Here is a 19,008-nt window from a genome sequence, read left to right on the forward strand (position 1 = left end):
CCGCCCGGCCTGTCTCTTCGGTGCGGCGGGCCGGGCGGGATACGCTGCGCGCGTGGGTATTCCGGCGTGGATCTGGTTCGTCGTCGCGGCCGTCGCCGCCGTGGCGGGTCTCGCTCTGCTGATGACCGACCGCGCGCGCGAAAGCTCCCGCAACCGGGAACGCGCGCGCTGGGCGGAGCTGCGCGGCTGGCAGTACGTCGACGAGGATGAGGAACTGCCGCGCGAATGGTCGGGCGGCGCGATCGGCTACTTCGGCGCCGAGGCGGCGGTCAATGTGGTTGCGGGCTCGACGTTCACCTCCGACGGCAGACGTCCGGTGTTCGTGTTCGACATCGTCGCCGACGGCGTCATCCCCTCGGTGATCGTGGCCGTGCGCTGCAACCGCGTGCAGCCCGCGCTGTTGGAGCTGTGGCTCGCGAGCGTGCCGTTCCAGCGCACGGAGATGCCGGAACTGCTCGGGCCGGTCGGCCAGCGATACGCGTTCGCCGACGAGGTGGCCGCGGGCCGCGGCCTCGTCACGCAGGAACTGGTCGAGGCCGCGGACGCGCTCGGCGGTGACGTCGGCGTCGCGTGGATCGAGCAGGAGTGGGTGCTGGCGAGCCTCGCGCCCAACGTCGGCCCGTCGCGGCTGGAACGTCTGCTCCGCGACCTCGGCGAGATCGCCGACATCATCGACCCGTCCGAAGAGGCCATGGACGAGCGCTACGTGCCGCCGCAGGCCCCGGTCGTCGAGCCGCCCTCCGATCCGTCGGACAACGAGGTCGACGAGCCCGGCGTGAACTCGCCCGGCGAAGGCGTCAACCGCTGATGCCGACCGCCGTCATCACCGGCGCCACGTCCGGCATCGGTGCCGCGTTCGCGCGGGAGCTCGCCGGCCAGCGGTACGATCTCGTGCTCGTCGCCAGGGACGAGACGCGGCTGCGCACTCGGGCGGACGCGCTCGCCGAGAGCTACGGCGTGTCCGTCGACGTGCTTCCCGCCGACCTGGCCACCGCCGAAGGGCGCGCGGCCGTCGAACAGCGGGTGGCCCGCGGCGTCGACCTGCTCGTCAACAACGCCGGGCTCGGCCTGGGGGGCGAGTTCTGGACGGTCTCGCCCGAGGAGTTGCAGCACCAGCTGGACGTCAACGTCACGGCGGTGCTGCAGCTGACGCGCGCGGCCGTTCCCGCGATGCGCGAGGCGGGTGGTGGCGACGTCATCAACGTCTCCAGCGTCGCGGGCTTTTTCTCCGGCCGCGGGTCGACGTACACGGCCAGCAAGGCGTGGGTGACGTCGTTCTCCGACGGCCTCGCTTCCGCACTGCGCGGTTCGGGCGTGCGGGTCATGGCGCTGTGCCCGGGATTCACCCACACCGAGTTCCACGACCGTGCCGGGCTCGAGAAGTCCGGTCCCAAGGGCATCTGGCTTCAGGCCGACGTCGTGGTCCGCGAAGCACTGTCGGACCTGCGCCGGGGCAAGGCCGTGTCGGTCCCGGGCGCGCAGTACAAGTTCGCGGTCGCCGTCGGGAAACTGTTGCCGCGCGGGCTGATCCGTCGTCTCGGCGGGCTGTTCGCGGGCCGCGACCGCACCTGACGACCGGGAGTCCGGAGGGCTTCCGGGGCGGGCGGCGCGGGTCACGTGTGCCACGGGCCGCGGCCGCGGTCGTGACGCGCGCGTGCCAGACTGCCAGCCGTGGCGACACCCTCGTTGGATCAAGCGGCGAAGAGCGAACTGGCCAGGCTCGTCACCGAGCTGTGCGTGGTGCACGGCACGGTGACCCTCGCGTCCGGCAAGGAGGCCGACTACTACGTCGACCTGCGCCGGGCCACTCTCCACCACGCGGCGGCGCCGCTCATGGGAACGCTGTTGCGGCAGTTGACGGCCGACTGGAACTACGTCGCGGTCGGTGGGCTGACCCTCGGCGCGGATCCGGTCGCGACGTCGATGCTGCACTCGGCGGCGTCCGACGGCATGGTGCTCGACGCGTTCGTCGTGCGGAAGAACCTCAAGGAACACGGCATGCAACGCCGGATCGAGGGCATGGAGGTCGCAGGGCAGCGCGTGCTGGCCGTCGAGGACACGTCGACGACGGGCGGCAGCGTCCTGACCGCGGTCGAGGCGCTGAACGAGGCGGGTGCGACCGTTGTCGGCGTCGCGACCGTCGTCGACCGCGGCACCGGCGCGCGCGAGGCCATCGAGGAGGCGGGGCTCGAGTACCGCTACCTCCTCGACCTCGACGACCTCGGCCTGTCCGGCACCTGAGCTCACCCCACGTGCCTACACCCACGCGGAGACGTTGCTGCAGCCCGTCGGTGGGATGGACGCCATCACGAACGATCAGCGACGACGCCGGCTCGCTCACCTTCACCAGCTAACCCGGCAGGTAGGCGACCGCTATCACGGGTGCCACAGCTCGAGTTCTGCCCATCCTCGTGGCACTCCCATCGAGTCGAGGGACAGCGCGTGCGAGGCCGGGAAGGACTGCAACAACGCGACCACTCGTTGATGCCACTGCTTGCTGTTGTCGATGGCCAGGAGGAGATAGGCGATCACCGCGAGCGCGTTGTATGTGCCGAACACACCCTTGGAGGTCCCCTCCCCGCGGAGATGGTCCAGAAGCGGAACCTGTCCTGACTTGGGGCGTGCCGGGGAGTACTGGAGCTTCCGATTGAACAGGCGAGCGTGGTGCGCTGCCACGTTTCGTACGTAGTTCAAGCTGGCGAGCCAGCTGCTCATGACCGTCTTCGTCGGGACTTCGAAAGCCCAGGCGATCTCTTCGGCCGGCTGGTGCAGTCCTCTATAGAGGCGGGATAGGTGGCCCAGCTCCATCACCTCGGTGAGGGCCCAGATCGGCATGTGGTCGTCGTACTTCTCCCGGAAGTGAGCGATGAACTGCTCGTAGGATTTGGCACGTCGCGCGTTGATTCGCCCCAGCAAGTTCGCATGCTGACTGGGTTCCGGTTCTCCGGTTGCGGGGTCTGTGCCTGCAGCTGTGAATGCGGGCGTGAAGCACGCAGGGTCTTCATGGGCGAAGGCCGAGGTCCGGCCAAGCACGTACCCGATCTGCGTCCGCACCGCGATCTCGATGCGCTCGACCCCGTCCATGACGAGTAACCGCAGCCGGCGGTCAAAGTCGATGACCGCCTTGGCGTGGTGCAGGCCCGTGCCCGGGGTGTAGTCGCTCAATACTCGAGTCTGAGAGCGCCCTGCATCGTCGATGTACTGCTCGGACCTCCGGAACGGGTAGAGGTAGCCGGTGAGGCGGTAGTAGCCGACTGCGCGCAGGATCGCGATCGCGTGCTCGCGATCGCCGACGTCGATCCCACGGCTCGCCAAGCGGTCTACTTGCTGCTCGAGAGAGAGCCACGGCTTCGTGTACTCCACCAGGAAGCGCCCCCAAACAGAAAATCAGCCCGCGCCTTACGGCCACGGGCTGATCATGATGAATCAAGGCTAGCATACGTCGGCGCGGAGAACGCTTGACGCGATAACGTGGCAGGCGCGGGCTGCCGCTGGGGTGAGCACCAGCCCGTCGGTGGCCTCGCTGGCCAAATACACCCGCGTGTCCGGCATCGTGGTCCGGCTCGAGGACGGCGCGGGCGTGCGCGGCGTCGTGGAACGTGTCAGCCGTCGTCGTTATCGGCCAGACGCTTCGCGCGGCGGGCTTCACCACCTGGGCTGCGGTTCCTGAGCGCGGCGATCCCGGCGACCAGCGTCTGCTCGGGGTCCGCGCTGCGCGACCTCGCGTGCAGCCGCGCGTAGGTCGGGGCGACGGCGGGGTCGACAGGCGACGCGGATTCGCTCGCGACCGCGGCCGAGGTGACAGCCGAGCCGATGACGAGATTGGTCAGCGCGTACGCCGTCTCCAACGGGTCCGATGCCCCACCTTCGACGAGGAGCGCCACGAGGCGCTCGGAGAGCCTCAGGCAGTGCGGCCCGCGCGGAGGCCGCATCGCGATCACCTGGCAGGCCCAGGGATGCAGCACGAGATGGCGGTAGTAGGCGACGAGGAGCCCCTCGACCTCCTCTTCCGCGACAGCTCGGGCCATGTCGGCGTCGTCGCCGAGCGCGGCGTCCAGCGCCAGGTCGGCAAGGTCGGAGACGGAGTCGACGCGGGTGTAGAGGCTCGGCGCTGCGATGCCGAGCCGCCTGGCCGCGGCCCTGATCGTCAGGGCCTGCAGCCCGCCCTCGTCGAGGAGGTCGACGCAGTCGCGGGCGATGGATTCCTCGTCGACGGATCGTGCCCGTCTCACCGGTCTGCGGTGGTCCCAGTAGCTCATGCAGGCAATCTACCCTTACGCTGTTAGGTTAGTGGCATGCTCGATTCCTCGCTCCTCCCACTGCACGACGACCGGGCGCGGCTGCGCCCGCTCCGCCACGACGACGCCGCGGCCTTCGCCGAGGGCACCGCCGATCCGGCGGTCCGCGAGCACGGGCACCTCCCCGAGCCGGAGTACACGCCTGAATCGGTGAGAGCGATGATCGACCGCGACGCGGCTCCCGGCCTCGAGCGCGGCGACCTCGCCGTCCTCGCGATCGCCGACGCGGCAACGGACTCCTTCGCCGGCAGCCTCGTCCTCTTCGACGTGAGCGAGGACAGTGCCGAGGTCGGCTTCTGGCTCCACCCGCGGCACCGGGGCTCCGGTCTGACCGGCGCGGCACTGAGCCTGGCAGCGGACCTCGCGCGAGGCAGCGTCCTCGCCGCGCTCACGGCGAGGACGGCCCCGGAGAACATCGCCTCGCAGCGGGCGCTCGCCGCGGCGGGCTTCGAGACGGTCGGGCGGGAGGTCGGCACCGCTCCCTCCGGCGAGAGCGTCGAGCTCCTGCACCTCGTGCGCCATCTGACCGCTGTCAGCCGTCGTCGGTTACGTCCTCCACCGGCAGGGTGACCCTCTCGACGTCGGCCAGGCGCGTCGCGCGCCCGCGCCGGTCGTAGCCGGCCGTCGTCGCCGGGTTCACGTGCCCGAGGATCTTGCTCGCGCTCGACAGGTCAGCGCCCGACTCGAGCAGATTGCCCGTGAAGGTCCGTCGGAGGTCGTGCGGGGCGACGTCCTCGCCGAAGCGACGGGCGACGACCTGGGCGACCGTGCCCGTCGACAGCCGCCGGTCGAAGATCGGCCGTCGCGGCTTGGTCCGCGTGACAGGCGTCAGCAGCGGGCCGGGACCCTCGCCGCGGACTGCGAGCCAGGCGCGCAGCGCCCGGCGAACGGCCGCGGCGAGCGGAACGTCGCGGACCGCCCCGCCCTTGCCGTGGACGGTGACGAACTCGTGGTGGTCGTCGAGGTCGGCCAGGTCGATGGTCACGGCCTCGGCGCGCCTCAGCCCTGCACCGAGCAGGAGTGCGACGAGCGCGGTGTCCCGGCGGGCGGTGAGCGAGCGATCGTGGGCGAGCTCGTGGAAGGCGTCCTTGATCCGCGGGACCGGGAGGTGGCCGCGGGACTGCTTCTCCTCGTCCCGCGGGGCCTTCTCGGGCACCATCGCGGAGAGCATCGGCGTCGCCTGGTCGTGGGTGAGGATCCCGGCCTTGACAGACTCGCGCACGACGGCGCGCACGGAGTCGCGCATCGCATTCCGCGTGGCCGCAGAGCTCTCCCACGTCCGCGCGATACCGGCGTCGATCGCCTCGAACGCCTCGACGGGCATCGCCGACCAGTCCGCGGCCCAGACCTGCGCCGGGTCGGCGATCCGTGAGTCGGTCGCCATGACGACGCGGGCCAGGCGCTCGAGCCTGAGCCTGGCGGTCTTCTCGGAGCCGCGGGCCACCGATCGGGCGACGGTGCGGTGGACAAGCGCCGGGGCCGGCTGCCGGGCGTCGTCGAGCGCGGTGGACACGAGGGCGGCCGGCACGCGGGGCGGCTCGGCCGGCGGTGCGTACAGCTCGATGTCCATGCTTCCAGAGTACCTGAACATATGCGCGATAACGTGCATTATCGCTATACGATGCCAGTGTGATTAATACTTGCGTGTCGCGTTAGTAGTGGAGTACGTTAGTACTTGTGAAGTACAACAGCATGGCGTCATGATCCGATCGTTCGCGAACAAGAACACCGAGAAGATCTGGCGGCGCCGCGACACCCGACTTCCACCCGACGTTCGACGCCGCGCCTGGACGAAGCTCGCGATGCTCGACAAGGCAGGACAGCTCGACGACCTTCGCGTCCCGCCCGGCAACCGACTCGAACAACTACGCGGCGACCGCGCCGGACAACACAGCATCCGCATCAACGACCAGTGGCGCATCTGCTTCACCTGGACCGACAGCGGCCCCGAGAACGTCGAGATCGTCGACTACCACTAGGGAGAGACATGACCAGCACGCCAACCATGCCGCCGGTGCACCCCGGCGAGATCCTCAAGGAAGAGTTCCTCGACCCGATGGATATCACCCCGTACCGGCTCGCGAAGGCGATCGGAGTCGACCAGACACGCCTGTCGCAGATCATCGCCGGACGTCGCGCCATCACCGCCGACACCGGACTACGCCTAGCGCGATTCTTCAACATGAGCGAGGGGTTCTGGACCGGGCTGCAGGAGCTCTACGACCGCGAGACCGCGCGTGACGCGCTCGGCGACAAGCTCGAGCACATCCACCCAATATCGGCATAGCTGAGGCCACTCCTCGTGAAGGACTCGGATCTCCACTGGCTGCCCGATCGTCAGCTGGGAGCTGCTGCGACCCTGGCGCACGCGGACGAACTAGTCGGGCAGGTCTCTGATCTGCTGTTCGCCTATCAGACTCGGCCCGACGGGATCTTCGAGCTCGGGGAGCAGCGCGACTTTTCAAACACGCGGACCGTGGTGAAGCACGTGGTCCCTATACCGCGAAAGGTCCCCTTGCTCGTCGCCGACGTATTGGTCGCACTGCGGGGAGCACTTGAGCACGCGTTGTTCGCCGAGGTCGAGTTCCGAGACGGGCCTCTGGAGGAGACGGCCGCACGCCTGGTGGACATCCCAGCATCGCTCACTATCAAGGACTTCGAATCGTGGGCGAAGAAGCGCGTGAAGAACGGTCCGGCGTCGCTTCAGCCCGGAAGCGAACTCGTCATCCGGATCAAGAATCTGCAGCCGTTCAACCGGCAGGACGCCGAGAACCACCGATTGGCTCGCCTCGTCCTCCACACAAACCACGCAAAGCATCGAACACCAGCGGTGACGGCGGTCCGGATAGCCGCCATGTACAACGAGAACCAGATGCCGCATTCGATCGCCGCTCTCCCGCCTCGCCCCGAGGCGCCACTTGGCGTGGGCGACATTCTCGCGGAGACCCCGATCGGTACGCCCTGCACAAGGCGGCGCAACGCACCGGTGCGGAGGTGATCACGGGCGCTCCGGTCTCCGAACTCCGCAACACCGACGGGGGCGTCGAGGTCGTCTACCGCGGCCCGGGCGGCAAGGACACCCGGATCAGCGGGGACTTCTGCGTGGCGACGCTGCCGCCGAACGTCATGGCGAAGATCCCGACGAACCTCGATTCCCGCGTGACGTCGGCCCTGCGGCTGCCCGAGGCGTTCTCCGCGGGCAAGCTCGGCCTCGAGTACGACCGCCGGTGGTGGGAGCTCGACGAGCGGATCTACGGCGGCATCACCATGACCGACCTGGACGTGCTCAACATCTGGTATCCGTCTCACGGCTTCCACGACGACCGGGGCGTGATCGTCGGCTACTACACCGAGGGTCCGTACTCCGAGGCCTACAGCCGCCTGACCCCAGCCGGACGCGAACGTCGCGCGCTGGCGCAGGGAGCGAAGATCCACGGCGAGAAGTACCGGCAGGGCATGCGGGCGTCGTTCTCCGTGTCGTGGGAGCGCACACCGCACATCGAGGGCGGCTGGATGCACTGGCCCTCGCGTGATTCGGGCGAGTACGACCTGCTGAACAAGCCCGCGGGCAACGTCTACTTCGCGGGCGACTGGCTCAGCCACTTCATCGCGTGGCAAGCCGGTGCGATCGACTCGGCGCGGTACGTCGTGACGGCCTTGCACGACCGGGTGCGGAACTCGTAGGGCGCGCCGGCCGGGTCCGCGAGCCCGGCCGGCCGCACCCACCGGGACGCGCACCGGGTCGCCCGGGAAGCGAATTGGATATCGGAACCGTAACGGCCACCGTTGAACCGCTCTTTTCAGGGTTTTTCCGGACGCGGAATCTCCCCCGTGCGCGCTATGTTGACGACGGCAGGGGTTGGATTCGCAGGGGGTTCGTCGCCGGTCGCCGGGGGCAGGTGGGGTTCGATGTTGTGGCTGTTGACGGTTCTGGTCACCGTCGCGCATTTCGTCGCGCTCGCCTACATCGGCCTCGGCGGTTTTCTGGCGTGGATATGGCCGCGATCGCTGTACGTCCACGTGTTGTTCGCGGCGTGGGGTGTCGCGGTGAACGTGTTCCCGCTCGCGTGTCCGCTCACCGTCGTCGAGGACTTCCTGCGTGAGCAGCGGGGAATCGGGCCATTGCCCGGCGGGTTCAACGAGTACTACATCTACGGCACGCTGATGCCGCATTCGATGCTGCCGTTCGTGGCCGTCGGGGCGTTGTTACTGGTCGCGGTGTCGTACGTGGGCGTGTACGTGCTGTGGCGCCAGCGCGCCGGCGATCCGCGTTCCGGCCACGGCCACTCCCTGCGGCTGGGTTGACCGCGGCGGCTCGGCGGGCGGCGTTCCGACGCGTCTTCGCCGACCCGGGACAATGACCGGGTGACGGCTGACGATCCGGGCACCGGCGAGGCCGGGCCGACCGAGTGGGGCGCGAATCCCGAGGTGGGGGTGGGCCCGTGGGAGGGCCCGTGGCCCAACGACGAGCGCTACGACCCGGAACTGCTCGCCGAGGGCGACCGGCGCAACGTCGTCGACGCCTACCGGTACTGGCGGCGCGAGGCGATCGTCGGGGACATGGACACGCGGCGGCACCCGTTCCACGTGGCGATCGAGAACTGGCAGCACGACCACAACATCGGCACCGTGGTGCGGACGGCCAACGCGTTCGCCGCCGCGGCCGTGCACATCGTCGGTAAACGCCGCTGGAACCGCCGCGGCGCGATGGTGACCGACCGGTACCAGCACCTGCACCACCATCCGACCGTCGACGGGCTCGTCGAGTTCGCCGCCGCGCGGGCACTGCCGATCGTGGCGGTCGACAACACGCCGGGTGCTCAGCCGCTCGAGACGGCGGACGTGCCGCGCGAGTGCGTGCTGCTGTTCGGCCAGGAAGGTCCCGGACTGTCGAAGGCGGCCCAGGACGCGGCGTCGCTCGTCGTGTCGATCGCGCAGTTCGGCACGACCCGCTCCATCAACGCCGGCGTCGCGGCGGGCATCGTCATGCACACGTGGGTTCGCCAGCACGCCGACGTCGCCGACGCCTGGGGCTGACGGCCCGAGTACAGGACACGCGCGGCGAGTCCAGGACACGCGCGGCGGGGTCGCGCGTTCACGGGCCGTCAGCGGGTCGGGTTCTCGGGAGGACAGCCACACGACGTCCGGTGGCGCCATGCCGGTGGGAGCCGCACCGTCTCCGGGTCGCGTTCGGGGTCCTTCAGCCTCGCGAGCAGCAGGCGCATCGCCTCGCGGCCCATGTCGGCGACCGACTGGGTGATCGTCGTCAACGGAGGATCCACGAGGTCGGCCCACTCGGGCTCGTCGAAGCAGGCCAGAGCGAGGTCGGTGCCGATCCGCAGGCCTCGCCGCCGGGCCTCCACGACCACGCCCGCGGCCATCGCGTCATCGGCGGCCAGTACTGCTGTCGGGGGCTCCGGCAGTTCCAGCAGCGACGACAGTGCCGCGGCCCCGCCGTCACGGCTGCGCTCGCCGGTGGCGACCAGTTCCGGGCTCCACGACACGCGGGCACGCCCGAGTCCGAGCCGGTAGCCGAGCACGCGTTCGTCGCTCGTGACCTGCCCTTCCGGCCCGCTGACGAGGCCGATCCGCCGGTGCGCCCGCGCGGCGACGTGCTCGGTGAGGGCCGACATGGCCTGAATGTTCTCGGGCCCGACCTGGTCGATGTCGCTGCGTGTCGTCAGCCGGTCGAGCAGCACCGTCGGTACGTCCGCGGCGAGTAGTTCGTCGACGATGTCGCGGTCGTCCGGTGCGGACACGAGCACGACGCCCTCGATGCGGTGGGCCCGCAGCGCACGCACGACGGACCGTTCGGTGTCGGCGTCGTCGTGGGTGTCCGACAGCAGCACCGTGTAGCCGGCGGACGCGGCTTCTCGCTCGACGGCCTGTACGAGCGTGCCGATGTGCGGGCTGCCGCTCAGGGAGACCGCCAGTCCGATCGTCTGCGTGCCGCCGGTGACCAGCGACCGGGCGATGACGTCACCCGTGTAGCCGGTCCGCTCGACCGCGGCCATGACCGCCTCGTGAGTTGCGGGAGCCACGGCTCTTGTGCCGTTCACGACGTGTGACACGGTGGTGATCGACACTCCGGCCAGTTCGGCGATGTCGCGTTGGGTCGGCCGGCTCGGTCTCTTCGGCACGGGGACGACGGGCTCCTTCTCGATGGCGGCAAGCGTTTGCGTAGTGATTGCGCGGCACCTTACCGCTGCCTACCGTCGATCCTGATCGACACCCGGTGGCGGTGGACGTGGGCCACGGCCGATGCCGGGGTCGCCGAGCCGGCGGCGCGGTGCACGGGTCATGATGGGAGCGAGATGACGACGTTTGATGATCTGCTGGCGCGCGCCGAGGCGCTCGCCGCATCCGGCGGCAGGCGTGTGCTGGGCATCGCGGGATGCCCGGCTTCCGGTAAGACGACGTTGGCGTGGCGCCTGGCAGGAGCGCTCGGCAACCGCGCGAAGGTGGTCGGCATGGACGGCTTCCACCTCGCGCAGGTGGAGCTCGCGCGGCTGGGTAACGCCGACCGCAAGGGTGCGCCGGACACGTTCGACGGCGCCGGGTACGTGCACCTGGTACGCAGGCTGGCCGCGGGCGACGAGCGCGTGTACTCCCCGGAGTTCCGCAGGGAGATCGAGGAGCCGATCGCCGGTGCGGTAGCCGTACCCGAGGACGTGCCGCTCGTGATCACCGAAGGCAACTACCTGCTGCTCGACACCGAGCCGTGGGCGCGACTGCGGCAGCTGCTCGACGAGGCGTGGTTCCTGGAGCCGGCCGAGGACGTGCGCCTGGAACGGCTCGTCTCGCGTCATCGCAAGTACGGCCGGTCGCTCGTCGAGGCGCAGCAGCGCGCGTGGGGATCGGATCAGCGCAACGCCGACCTCGTCGCGCCGAGCGCCGCTCGCGCGGATCTCGTCGTCAAAGACATGGAGCTGCCGACCTTCGCAGTGTGACCTGCGGTTCTCTTGTCTCGAGTCGACGGGGGCGGACTCCGGCCCGATATCGGCCGGGTCGCCCGTCGAGTTGTCCACAGGACTGGGGACAAGTGTGAGTTATCCACAGGCTTGTCCACACGTGGATCGCAGCTTGCGTACGAAGAAATGCGTCGCCGTACGGCCGCTGTCCGAGTAGCATGGACAGCGGCCTGCTGCCGTTCTTGGGAGTCCACAACGTGCTTGGTGACGACTGAGCCGCTCCGCGTCTGATCGCTTCGTCGCTCGGCCCCGTGCTCGAGCGTGCCCACTCGGCTGATCCGCGGAGCCGCCACCGCCTCCGGTGGCCGCCCGTGTCCTCGTCACCAGACTCCCGAGGTGTTCAACCGTGTCTCACGCTTCCTCCGTTCCCGGCTCTCCCGTCACCGGAGAATCGGCGCAGGGTTCGCCCCCGTCCGTCGTCTGCTCCCATCTGTCGTTCGCATGGCCGGACGAGACCCCGGTGTTCAACGACCTGTCACTGACCGTCGGCCCCGGGCGCACCGGTCTCGTCGCCCCGAACGGAGCGGGCAAGAGCACGCTGCTCGCGCTCGTGGCCGGGCTGCAACGGCCTCGCTCCGGCACGGTCACCGTCGACGGCGTGCTCGGTCACCTGCCGCAGACGCTGCCGTACCGCAGCGAGCTGACGGTCGCCGACGTGCTGGGTGTCGCGCCGGTGCTCGCCGCGATCGCCGCCGTCGAGGCCGGTGACGTCGACGAGCGGCACTTCACCACCATCGGCAACGACTGGGACGTCGAACGGCGCTGCCGGGCGCAGCTCGACCGGATCGGCCTTCCCGGCGTCGAACTGACGCGGCCGCTGCACACCCTGTCGGGCGGGCAGATCGTGCAACTCGGTCTCGCCGCGCAGCTGCTCGCCGACCCCGACGTGCTGCTGCTCGACGAACCCACCAACAACCTCGACGCCGACGCTCGGCACACGCTGTACGGCGTGCTCGACGACTGGCCGGGCTGTCTGCTCGTGGTCAGCCACGACCGGACACTGCTCGACCGGATGGACCGGATCGCCGAACTCGACCATGGCGAGATTCGCTTCTTCGGCGGCGGGTTCACCGCCTACGAGGACGCGGTCGAGACCGAACGGCAGGCGGCCGAGCAGCGGATCCGCACCGCGAAACAACAGGTCAAACGCGAGAAGCGGGAGATGCAGCAGGCCCGCGAGCGCGCCGACCGCCGAGCGAGCACCGGGTCTCGCAAGGCTGCTGAAGCGGGGCTGCCGAAGATCGTCGCAGGGGAACTGCAACGCAAGGCGCAGGTCTCGGCGGCGAAGTCCGACGACGTGCACGGGGCCCGCCTCGGCCGGGCCCGTGCGCGGCTCGACGACGCGGAACGTTCCCTGCGCGACGACGACGCGATCGTCGTCGACCTGCCGCAGACCCGCGTGCCCGCCGGGCGGACGGTCTTCCACGGCGAGCGCATCCGGGTGCGCGACCTGTTCGCCCCCGGGCTGGACCTGTCGATCCGTGGGCCCGAGCGGATCGCGCTGACGGGGCCGAACGGCTCCGGGAAGTCGACACTGCTCCGGGTGATCGGTGGTGACCTCGAACCGGACGCCGGTGAGGTGCGAAGAGTCGACGGACGGGTGGCGCAGCTGACGCAGCGACTCGACGTGCTCGACGTCGACCGATCGGTGGCCGAGAACCTGGCCGTGGCCGCGCCGTCGATGTCGCCGGTCGATCGGATGAACCTGCTCGCGCGGTTCCTGTTCCGGGGCGACGGTGCGACGCGAGCGGTGCGGTCACTGTCGGGCGGCGAGCTGTTGCGGGCGACCTTGGTGTGCACGCTGTTCGCCGAGCCCGCGCCGCAGTTGCTGCTGCTCGACGAGCCGACCAACAACCTCGACCTCGTCAGCGTCGGCCGGCTCGTGAGCGCACTGCGGTCGTACGAGGGAGCGCTCGTGGTCGTCAGCCACGACGAGCGATTCCTGTCGTCCCTCCGGCCGACTCGCAGGCTCGAATTACGTGGCGGAGCAGTGCGCGAGCAGTAGGCGGAACTGCGGCGGCTGGGTGCCTCCGGTCAGGCGGGGTTCTCGACGTCGGCTGTCGCGGGTTTGCGCGTCTCCTTGCGGTAGCGGATCAGGCCGTAGGCCGTGCTGATGACGCAGAAGGCGACGCTGACCCAGATCAGGCTCTCGGTCAGCCACGGCATGTGGGAGATCAGCCCGGCGCCGTAGAAGCCGATGAGCACCAGCGTCGGCACCCAGATGATCGCGCCGACCGTGGTGGAGACCATGAACCGCCGCATCTCCATGCGTGCGGCACCGGCCAGCATGGGGGCCACCGTCCGCACGTACGGGATCCACCGCGCCGCGACGATCGCCAGGAAACCCCAGCGGTCGAGGAACGCGTGCGCCCGATCGAGGTTGCGCTGGTTCAGGACCTTGCCGTCCCGGCCCGCCACGAACCGGGTTCCGGTGCGGTCGCCGACGAAGTAGCCGACCCTGTTGCCCACGATCGCGGCCAGGAGTCCCGCCAGCGCCATCGCCCACACCTCGACGTCGCTCGCGTTGTCCTGCGCCATGATGAGGCCCGCGATGAACAGCAGCGAGTCACCGGGCAGGAACAGGCCGAGAATCAGCGCGCACTCGATGAACACGAAGCCGAGCACGACGACCCAGAGCAACAGCGGCCCGACTGTCGCGAGCCAGTCCAGGCCGAATCCGGCACCCATCGCGTACGCACCACTCACAGCGACCCAGCGTACGTGGCCGCAGTGGCGCGTCACCCGCAAGTACCGAAATCAATGGTTTGCGGGGGATGTCACCGACGCGAAGCGTCACATCTCGGGAAGCTGTTCTCCCTGGACGAGCTGCAAGTCGATCTCCACCTTCACCGTGGTGCCGACGGCCGCGACGCCGGCGCGCACCATCGCGTTGTAGTTGATCGCGAAGTCGTCGCGGCGCAGCTGCGTCTCGGCGTGGAACGCGGCGCGCGTGCCGCCCCACGGGTCCGGCCCGTAGCCGCCGTAGGTCATCTCGAGCGTCACCGGCTTGCGTTCGCCGTGCAGGGTCAGCTCGCCCTCCATCGTCCACTCGGCCGAACCGCGTTGGGTAAGGCCGGTGCTGACGAAGTCGATGGTCGGGAAGTCCGCGACGTCGAGGAACTCGGCCGAACGCAGGTGGTCGTCGCGCATCTTGATGCCGGTGTCGATGCTGTCGGCGGTGATCTGGGCGCGCACGACCGACCGTTCGGCGGGCCTGGCGACGTCCACCCGGCCCTGCACCTCCCCGAATCGTCCCCTGATGCTGGAGATGCCCAGGTGCCGCGCGGCGAACTGCACGGACGAGTGCATCGGATCGATCAGCCACGGCCCGGTGGGCGGCAGTTCGACGGCGCCCTCTTCCGGTTCGAGGACGAGCTCGCCGAGTTCCGCGCCGCCGGTGCTGCCGATCTGGGCCGTGCGCGCCACGGGCAGGTAGCCGGCGGCGGTGACGACCGCGGTGTAGACGCCGGGCTGAAGCAGGTCGGTGCCCACCGTGCCCTGGGCGTCGGCGGCGGAGTGCGCGGCCTGCCGTCCGCTGAGGTCGGTGACGGTGAGGACGGCGTGCTCGATTCCCCAGCCGTCGGTCGTGCGGATGGTCGCGGACAGTCCGGGCATCAGAGCGTGGTTCCCTTCGGTCGTGTCGGGCGGGGCCCGTCGCTGCCGACCACCGGGGAGCGCACGTCGCCGTCGACTCCGTTGGGTGATGAGCTTCCGCCCGTTCGTGTGATGCTAGCGGCGATCTTCATGTGTCGGGGTCGCCGGCCACCGAGTGGTCGACCAGGCCCTCCTGGAACTGCTCGATCTCGGCGTTGAGCCGGTCGAGCAGGGAGGCGACGGCGACCCGATCCTCGCGCGGCCACTCCTGCAACATCGAGGCGATCCATCGGGCGCGCAGCTTGCGGTTCTCCTCGAACACGCGCAGCCCTTCGCCGGTGGGTGCGAGCAGGGTCGCCCGGCCGTCCTCGGGGTCGGCGGTACGTTCCACGAGCCCGTGCTGCACGAGCGTGCTGCTCTGCCTGCTCACCGTGGAGATGTCCGAATGCAGGGCGTCCGCGAGGGCCGACGTGCGCTGTGGGCCGTTGTTGACGAGATAGAACAGGATCGCGTACGCGGCGCGTTCGATGCCGTCCGGACCGATCTTGGACAGGTAGGACTTCGTCTTCGCCATCGCCCGGTAGAACCGCACCAGCTGGCCGCCGAGCGCATCCGCGACGTCGAGGTCGTCCTGGGATGGAACTGTCATGAGGTGGTCTTTCGCCGCGGTGTTCGTGCTGCCACGTCGCGTCGGCCGCCGCACCGGTGCCGACCAGGGGTCGGGGAACCCGTTGAGCGCCCGTCAATTATTTGACGTTTGCAACTATCCTAGCTCAGCCGGAGCCGTGCAACACGCTCTCGCGGACACCGGCCGTTGTGAAGGACCGCACGTCCCCACCGGTCCGGACGACGGCGGATTACGGTGCGAACCATGGCCAGTACCTCCCCGGCCGGCACCGCAGCCGGCCTCGCGGATCTGCTCACCGCACGGCTCGGTACCTCCGCGGTCCTCACCGACCCCGACGTCATGGCGAACTACTCGCGCGACCGTCTGCCACTGGCACCGTCGGGAACGCCGCTGGCGGTCGTGCTGCCGTCCTCGACCGAGGAGGTGCAGACCGTCGTGCGGGCGTGCGCGGACGCGGGCGTGCCGGTGGTCCCGCGCGGAGCGGGCAGCGGCCTGTGCGGCGGTGCCAACGCGGTCGACGGCTGCGTCGTACTGGTGCTCACCCGGATGAACCGGATCGTCGAGGTCGACGCAGCCAACCGTGTCGCGGTCGTCGAACCCGGCGTCATCAACGCCGACCTGCGCGAGGCCGTCTCCGCCCGCGACCTGTTCTACCCACCCGACCCCGCCAGCTACGACTTCTGCACCCTCGGCGGCAACCTGGCCACGAACGCGGGCGGGCTCTGCTGCGTGAAGTACGGCGTCACGACCGACTCGGTGCTGGGCCTCGACGTGGTGCTCGCCGACGGATCGCTGCTGCGAACCGGAAGGCGGACCGTCAAGGGCGTCGCGGGCTACGACCTGACCAAACTGTTCGTCGGCAGCGAGGGCACTCTCGGCGTCATCACTCGCGCCACGCTGGCGTTGCGTCCGCTGCCCCAGGCGCCGGGCACCCTGGTCGCCTCGTTCCCCGACACCGCCGACGCGGGCGCGGCCGTCACCAGGATCGTCGCCGAGGGGCTCGTGCCGTCGCTGATGGAAATCATGGACGCCACGACCGTGCGCGCCGTGGAACGCCACCTCGGCACGGATCTCGGCAGCGGCGACGGCGGCGGCACGCTCCTGTTGTGTCAGTCCGACGCCGGCGGCGAGGCGGCGTCCCGCGAACTCGCCGCGCTGGAACGCGTCTGCTCCGAATCCGGCGCCGCACTGGTGCACTCGACCACCGACCCCGCCGAGGGCGGCCTGCTCATGCAGGCCAGGCGTTCGGTGCACCAGGCGATCGAAAGCATGGGTGCCCAGCACATGATCGACGACGTGTGCGTCCCGCGCACCCGCATCGCCGAGCTCATCGACGGGTGCGCCCACATCTCCGAGGACGTCGGCCTGCGCATCGTCGTCAACGGGCATGCGGGCGACGGCAACATGCACCCCACCGTCATCTACGACGGCGACGACGAGTTCGCCCGCGCCCGGCAGGCGTTCGACGCGATCTGCGACCTCGGTCTGTCCCTCGGTGGCACCGTCAGCGGAGAACACGGCATCGGCAAGTTCAAACAGGACCTGCTCGCCCGCGAACTCGGCCCCGTCGGCCTCCGCGTCCACCGCGACATCCGCCGCAGCCTCGACCCGGACGGAGTGTTCAACCCCGGCTCGATGTTCGATCGGTGATCGGCTCGGCGGCGCGTGGCGGCGCGGGCGGGACGCTCGGTGTCAGGCGATGGTGAGCAGGCCGATGACGCAGCCGCAGGCGAGACCGAGGATCGCGGCCAGCAGCACGATCCACGGCAGCGTGACCTGCATGCCACCGGCGTCGGCGCGGTGGTGACGGCCGCCGGACGTCCGCGGGACGGCAGGTGACGTCGCCGACGCGGCTTCGGCGTGCGGCGCCGACGGTGCGGTCTGGGCGTCGAGTGCGGCACGTTCGCGTTCGAGGGAACCTTCACCTGCGCCGGACAACAGCCCGTAGCCGCCGGGCGTCTCGACGACGGGTGCCGGCCCGGCCGACTCGGCGACCGGGGCGGCGTGCCGCGGCTCCGGCTGCTCAGCGGGAGGCGCGTTGCGAGCCTGTGCCCGCAACGCCTCGGCCAGCAGGCGCTCGGGATCGTCGCTCATCGATGCCCAGCGTAATGCCGTCGGGCGTAGCCGGTCAGCCGGTGCTCGAACGGGCTGCACGCGAGTCACTCCATCGTGACCCACTGTCCCACATGCATCACACGCTGTGTTCGACAGTCGTCGTCCAGGACGACGAGGTCGGCGCGCAGCCCTGCCGCGAGGCTGCCGACCTCGTCATCGAGTCCGAGCAGCCGGGCGGGCCGCGTGGCCGTGGCGTGGACCGCGTCGGCGACGCTCATGCCGACCGCGGTGACGACGTTGCGGAAGGCCGCGTCCATTGTCAGCGTGCTGCCCGCCAGCGCTCCGGACCCGGGAATCCGGGCGACGCCGTCGCGCACCTCGACGTCGAGTGCGCCGAGCGTGTAATCGCCGTCGGGGGCGCCGGTGGCGGACATCGCGTCGGTGACCAGCGTGGTCCGGCCCGGCCCCGCGTGGCGGGTGGCGAGCCGCACGACGTCCGGGTGCACGTGGACGAGGTCACAGATCAGCTCGACGGTGACGCGGTCGTCGTCGAGCAGTACTCCCACGGCGCCGGGTTCGCGGTGGTGCAGCGGGCGCATCGCGTTGAACAGGTGCGTCGCGACGGTGGCGCCCGCGTCGACGGCCTCACGCAGCCGTTCGGAGCGGGCGTCGGTGTGGCCGAGCGCCGCGAGCACGCCTCGGTCGGCGATCCTCCGCACCGCGTCGATGCCGCCGGACAGCTCGGGGGCGAGCGTGACCATGCGGACCGGACCCGCGTCGAGCAGCGCGGACACGGCGTCGCCGTCGGGTTCTCGCAGGACCGCCGGGTCGTGTGCGCCGCACCGCGCCTCGGCGAGGAACGGGCCTTCGAGGTGCACACCCGCCAGCAGGCCGTCGGTGACCAGTTCGGCGAGCGCGGCGATCTGGCCGGTCAGCGTCGGGACCGGTTGGCTGACCAGGCTCGCGAGCATCGTCGTCGTGCCGTGTCGCAGATGGGCCGCGACCGCGCGGGCCGCGGCGGCGGGATCGGTCGTCGAGAACGACGCACCCGCGCCGCCGTGACAGTGCGTGTCGACGAAGCCCGGGACGACGAGTCCGCCGCCGACGTCGACGCGCTCGCGAGCCGCGGGGGCGGGCCCACTACCGGACGCGGTGATGCGTTCCCCCGTGATTGCGACCCAGCCGTCGTCGGTCACGCACTCGGGCAGGGCGAACCGGCCTCCGGTGAGGACGAGGTCCGCAGGTACGGACGTGCGGTCGTCGGGAGTGCTCACGAAGCCATCCTATTGGTCCAGACCAGCGCGCGGCCATATCGCGGACACGTGACGTGTTCGTGAGTGGGACTTCCCGGGCGCGCCGGATCCGAACCGGATTCGCCCGTGGTGGGGAAATGCGGGTGGATCGGAAGACCGGGAACACGTCGTGGTTCTCGTCGCGCTGCTCGCAGGCACTGCGCGTGACG

General features: G+C 70.1%; 22 protein-coding genes. 13 read left to right on the forward strand and 9 right to left on the reverse strand.

Going from position 1 to position 19,008, the window contains the following annotated elements; translation table 11 throughout:
* Positions 1-52 precede the first annotated feature (52 nt).
* From FHS23_RS04140 to pyrE, 3 genes are all read left to right on the forward strand, one after another.
* Entirely contained in the window at positions 53-808 is a 756-nt protein-coding gene (locus FHS23_RS04140) for a type III secretion system chaperone family protein (protein WP_183647993.1), read from the forward strand.
* Positions 808-1,572 carry an SDR family NAD(P)-dependent oxidoreductase gene (locus FHS23_RS04145; protein ID WP_183647996.1) on the forward strand — a complete coding sequence of 255 codons (765 nt, stop codon included), beginning with the start codon at positions 808-810 and terminating at the stop codon, positions 1,570-1,572. The genes FHS23_RS04140 and FHS23_RS04145 overlap by 1 nt, the downstream gene beginning before the upstream one ends.
* Positions 1,573-1,671: 99 nt before the next feature.
* Complete coding sequence (gene pyrE, locus FHS23_RS04150) at positions 1,672-2,241, forward strand: orotate phosphoribosyltransferase (protein WP_183647999.1); 570 nt, start codon at positions 1,672-1,674, stop codon at positions 2,239-2,241.
* A 135-nt stretch (positions 2,242-2,376) separates the two neighbouring features.
* Here the strand turns inward: pyrE and FHS23_RS04155 are convergent, their stop codons facing one another.
* Both FHS23_RS04155 and FHS23_RS04160 read right to left on the reverse strand, forming a co-directional pair.
* Positions 2,377-3,363, reverse strand: coding sequence for an Abi family protein (locus tag FHS23_RS04155; protein ID WP_183648002.1), 987 nt, complete (start codon positions 3,361-3,363; stop codon positions 2,377-2,379).
* 239 nt (positions 3,364-3,602) lie between these two features.
* On the reverse strand, positions 3,603-4,259 hold the full coding sequence (locus FHS23_RS04160; RefSeq protein WP_183648005.1) for a TetR/AcrR family transcriptional regulator C-terminal domain-containing protein: 657 nt from the start codon (positions 4,257-4,259) through the stop codon (positions 3,603-3,605).
* Positions 4,260-4,295: 36 nt separating this feature from the next.
* Between FHS23_RS04160 and FHS23_RS04165 the strand changes: the two genes are divergently transcribed.
* On the forward strand, positions 4,296-4,868 hold the full coding sequence (locus FHS23_RS04165; RefSeq protein WP_183648008.1) for a GNAT family N-acetyltransferase: 573 nt from the start codon (positions 4,296-4,298) through the stop codon (positions 4,866-4,868).
* Here FHS23_RS04165 and FHS23_RS04170 read toward each other — a convergent pair.
* The gene (locus tag FHS23_RS04170) at positions 4,831-5,868 is read right to left on the reverse strand and encodes a site-specific integrase (RefSeq protein ID WP_183648011.1); all 1,038 of its coding nucleotides are present in this window, start codon (positions 5,866-5,868) and stop codon (positions 4,831-4,833) included. The genes FHS23_RS04165 and FHS23_RS04170 overlap by 38 nt on opposite strands.
* 130 nt (positions 5,869-5,998) lie before the next feature.
* On the opposite strand from FHS23_RS04170, the gene FHS23_RS04175 reads away from it, so the two are divergent.
* From FHS23_RS04175 to FHS23_RS04195, 6 genes are all read left to right on the forward strand, one after another.
* Positions 5,999-6,277, forward strand: coding sequence for a type II toxin-antitoxin system RelE/ParE family toxin (locus tag FHS23_RS04175; RefSeq protein ID WP_183648013.1), 279 nt, complete (start codon positions 5,999-6,001; stop codon positions 6,275-6,277).
* Between the two features lie 8 nt (positions 6,278-6,285).
* On the forward strand, positions 6,286-6,585 hold the full coding sequence (locus FHS23_RS04180; RefSeq protein WP_246381313.1) for a HigA family addiction module antitoxin: 300 nt from the start codon (positions 6,286-6,288) through the stop codon (positions 6,583-6,585).
* Positions 6,586-6,600: 15 nt separating this feature from the next.
* Entirely contained in the window at positions 6,601-7,296 is a 696-nt protein-coding gene (locus tag FHS23_RS22900; RefSeq protein WP_221218946.1) for a hypothetical protein, read from the forward strand.
* Complete coding sequence (locus FHS23_RS04185) at positions 7,293-7,982, forward strand: FAD-dependent oxidoreductase (RefSeq protein WP_221218947.1); 690 nt, start codon at positions 7,293-7,295, stop codon at positions 7,980-7,982. The genes FHS23_RS22900 and FHS23_RS04185 overlap by 4 nt, the downstream gene beginning before the upstream one ends.
* A gap of 225 nt (positions 7,983-8,207) precedes the next feature.
* Positions 8,208-8,603, forward strand: coding sequence for a DUF2784 domain-containing protein (locus tag FHS23_RS04190; protein WP_183648016.1), 396 nt, complete (start codon positions 8,208-8,210; stop codon positions 8,601-8,603).
* Between the two features lie 60 nt (positions 8,604-8,663).
* On the forward strand, positions 8,664-9,335 hold the full coding sequence (locus FHS23_RS04195; RefSeq protein ID WP_183648019.1) for a TrmH family RNA methyltransferase: 672 nt from the start codon (positions 8,664-8,666) through the stop codon (positions 9,333-9,335).
* A gap of 68 nt (positions 9,336-9,403) precedes the next feature.
* Here FHS23_RS04195 and FHS23_RS04200 read toward each other — a convergent pair whose 3' ends face one another.
* Positions 9,404-10,438 carry a substrate-binding domain-containing protein gene (locus tag FHS23_RS04200; protein ID WP_183648022.1) on the reverse strand — a complete coding sequence of 345 codons (1,035 nt, stop codon included), beginning with the start codon at positions 10,436-10,438 and terminating at the stop codon, positions 9,404-9,406.
* Positions 10,439-10,612: 174 nt separating this feature from the next.
* Here FHS23_RS04200 and FHS23_RS04205 point away from each other — a divergent pair, with 174 nt between their 5' ends.
* Both FHS23_RS04205 and FHS23_RS04210 read left to right on the forward strand, forming a co-directional pair.
* On the forward strand, positions 10,613-11,248 hold the full coding sequence (locus tag FHS23_RS04205; RefSeq protein ID WP_183648025.1) for a nucleoside/nucleotide kinase family protein: 636 nt from the start codon (positions 10,613-10,615) through the stop codon (positions 11,246-11,248).
* 451 nt (positions 11,249-11,699) lie between these two features.
* Complete coding sequence (locus tag FHS23_RS04210; protein WP_221219158.1) at positions 11,700-13,274, forward strand: ABC-F family ATP-binding cassette domain-containing protein; 1,575 nt, start codon at positions 11,700-11,702, stop codon at positions 13,272-13,274.
* Positions 13,275-13,303: 29 nt separating this feature from the next.
* On the opposite strand, the gene FHS23_RS04215 is transcribed toward FHS23_RS04210, so the two are convergent.
* From FHS23_RS04215 to FHS23_RS04225, 3 genes are all read right to left on the reverse strand, one after another.
* Positions 13,304-13,975 carry a DedA family protein gene (locus FHS23_RS04215; protein ID WP_425501075.1) on the reverse strand — a complete coding sequence of 224 codons (672 nt, stop codon included), beginning with the start codon at positions 13,973-13,975 and terminating at the stop codon, positions 13,304-13,306.
* 87 nt (positions 13,976-14,062) lie between these two features.
* Positions 14,063-14,884: a YceI family protein gene (locus FHS23_RS04220; protein ID WP_183648032.1), complete on the reverse strand. Its 822-nt coding sequence runs from the start codon at positions 14,882-14,884 to the stop codon at positions 14,063-14,065.
* A 127-nt stretch (positions 14,885-15,011) separates the two neighbouring features.
* A complete protein-coding gene (locus FHS23_RS04225; RefSeq protein ID WP_183648035.1) occupies positions 15,012-15,512 on the reverse strand; it encodes a MarR family winged helix-turn-helix transcriptional regulator in 501 nt (166 codons plus the stop codon).
* 222 nt (positions 15,513-15,734) lie between these two features.
* Between FHS23_RS04225 and FHS23_RS04230 the strand changes: the two genes are divergently transcribed.
* On the forward strand, positions 15,735-17,141 hold the full coding sequence (locus FHS23_RS04230; RefSeq protein ID WP_183648038.1) for an FAD-binding oxidoreductase: 1,407 nt from the start codon (positions 15,735-15,737) through the stop codon (positions 17,139-17,141).
* Positions 17,142-17,183: 42 nt separating this feature from the next.
* Here the strand turns inward: FHS23_RS04230 and FHS23_RS04235 are convergent, their stop codons facing one another.
* Complete coding sequence (locus FHS23_RS04235; RefSeq protein ID WP_183648041.1) at positions 17,184-17,585, reverse strand: hypothetical protein; 402 nt, start codon at positions 17,583-17,585, stop codon at positions 17,184-17,186.
* 65 nt (positions 17,586-17,650) lie between these two features.
* Positions 17,651-18,820 (reverse strand): N-acetylglucosamine-6-phosphate deacetylase, encoded by a 1,170-nt coding sequence (gene nagA / locus FHS23_RS04240; RefSeq protein ID WP_183648044.1) that lies wholly within the window; start codon positions 18,818-18,820, stop codon positions 17,651-17,653.
* Positions 18,821-19,008: the final 188 nt, after the last annotated feature.

It is taken from the genome of Prauserella isguenensis (assembly GCF_014191605.1).
In the GTDB taxonomy this organism is placed as follows: domain Bacteria; phylum Actinomycetota; class Actinomycetes; order Mycobacteriales; family Pseudonocardiaceae; genus Prauserella; species Prauserella isguenensis.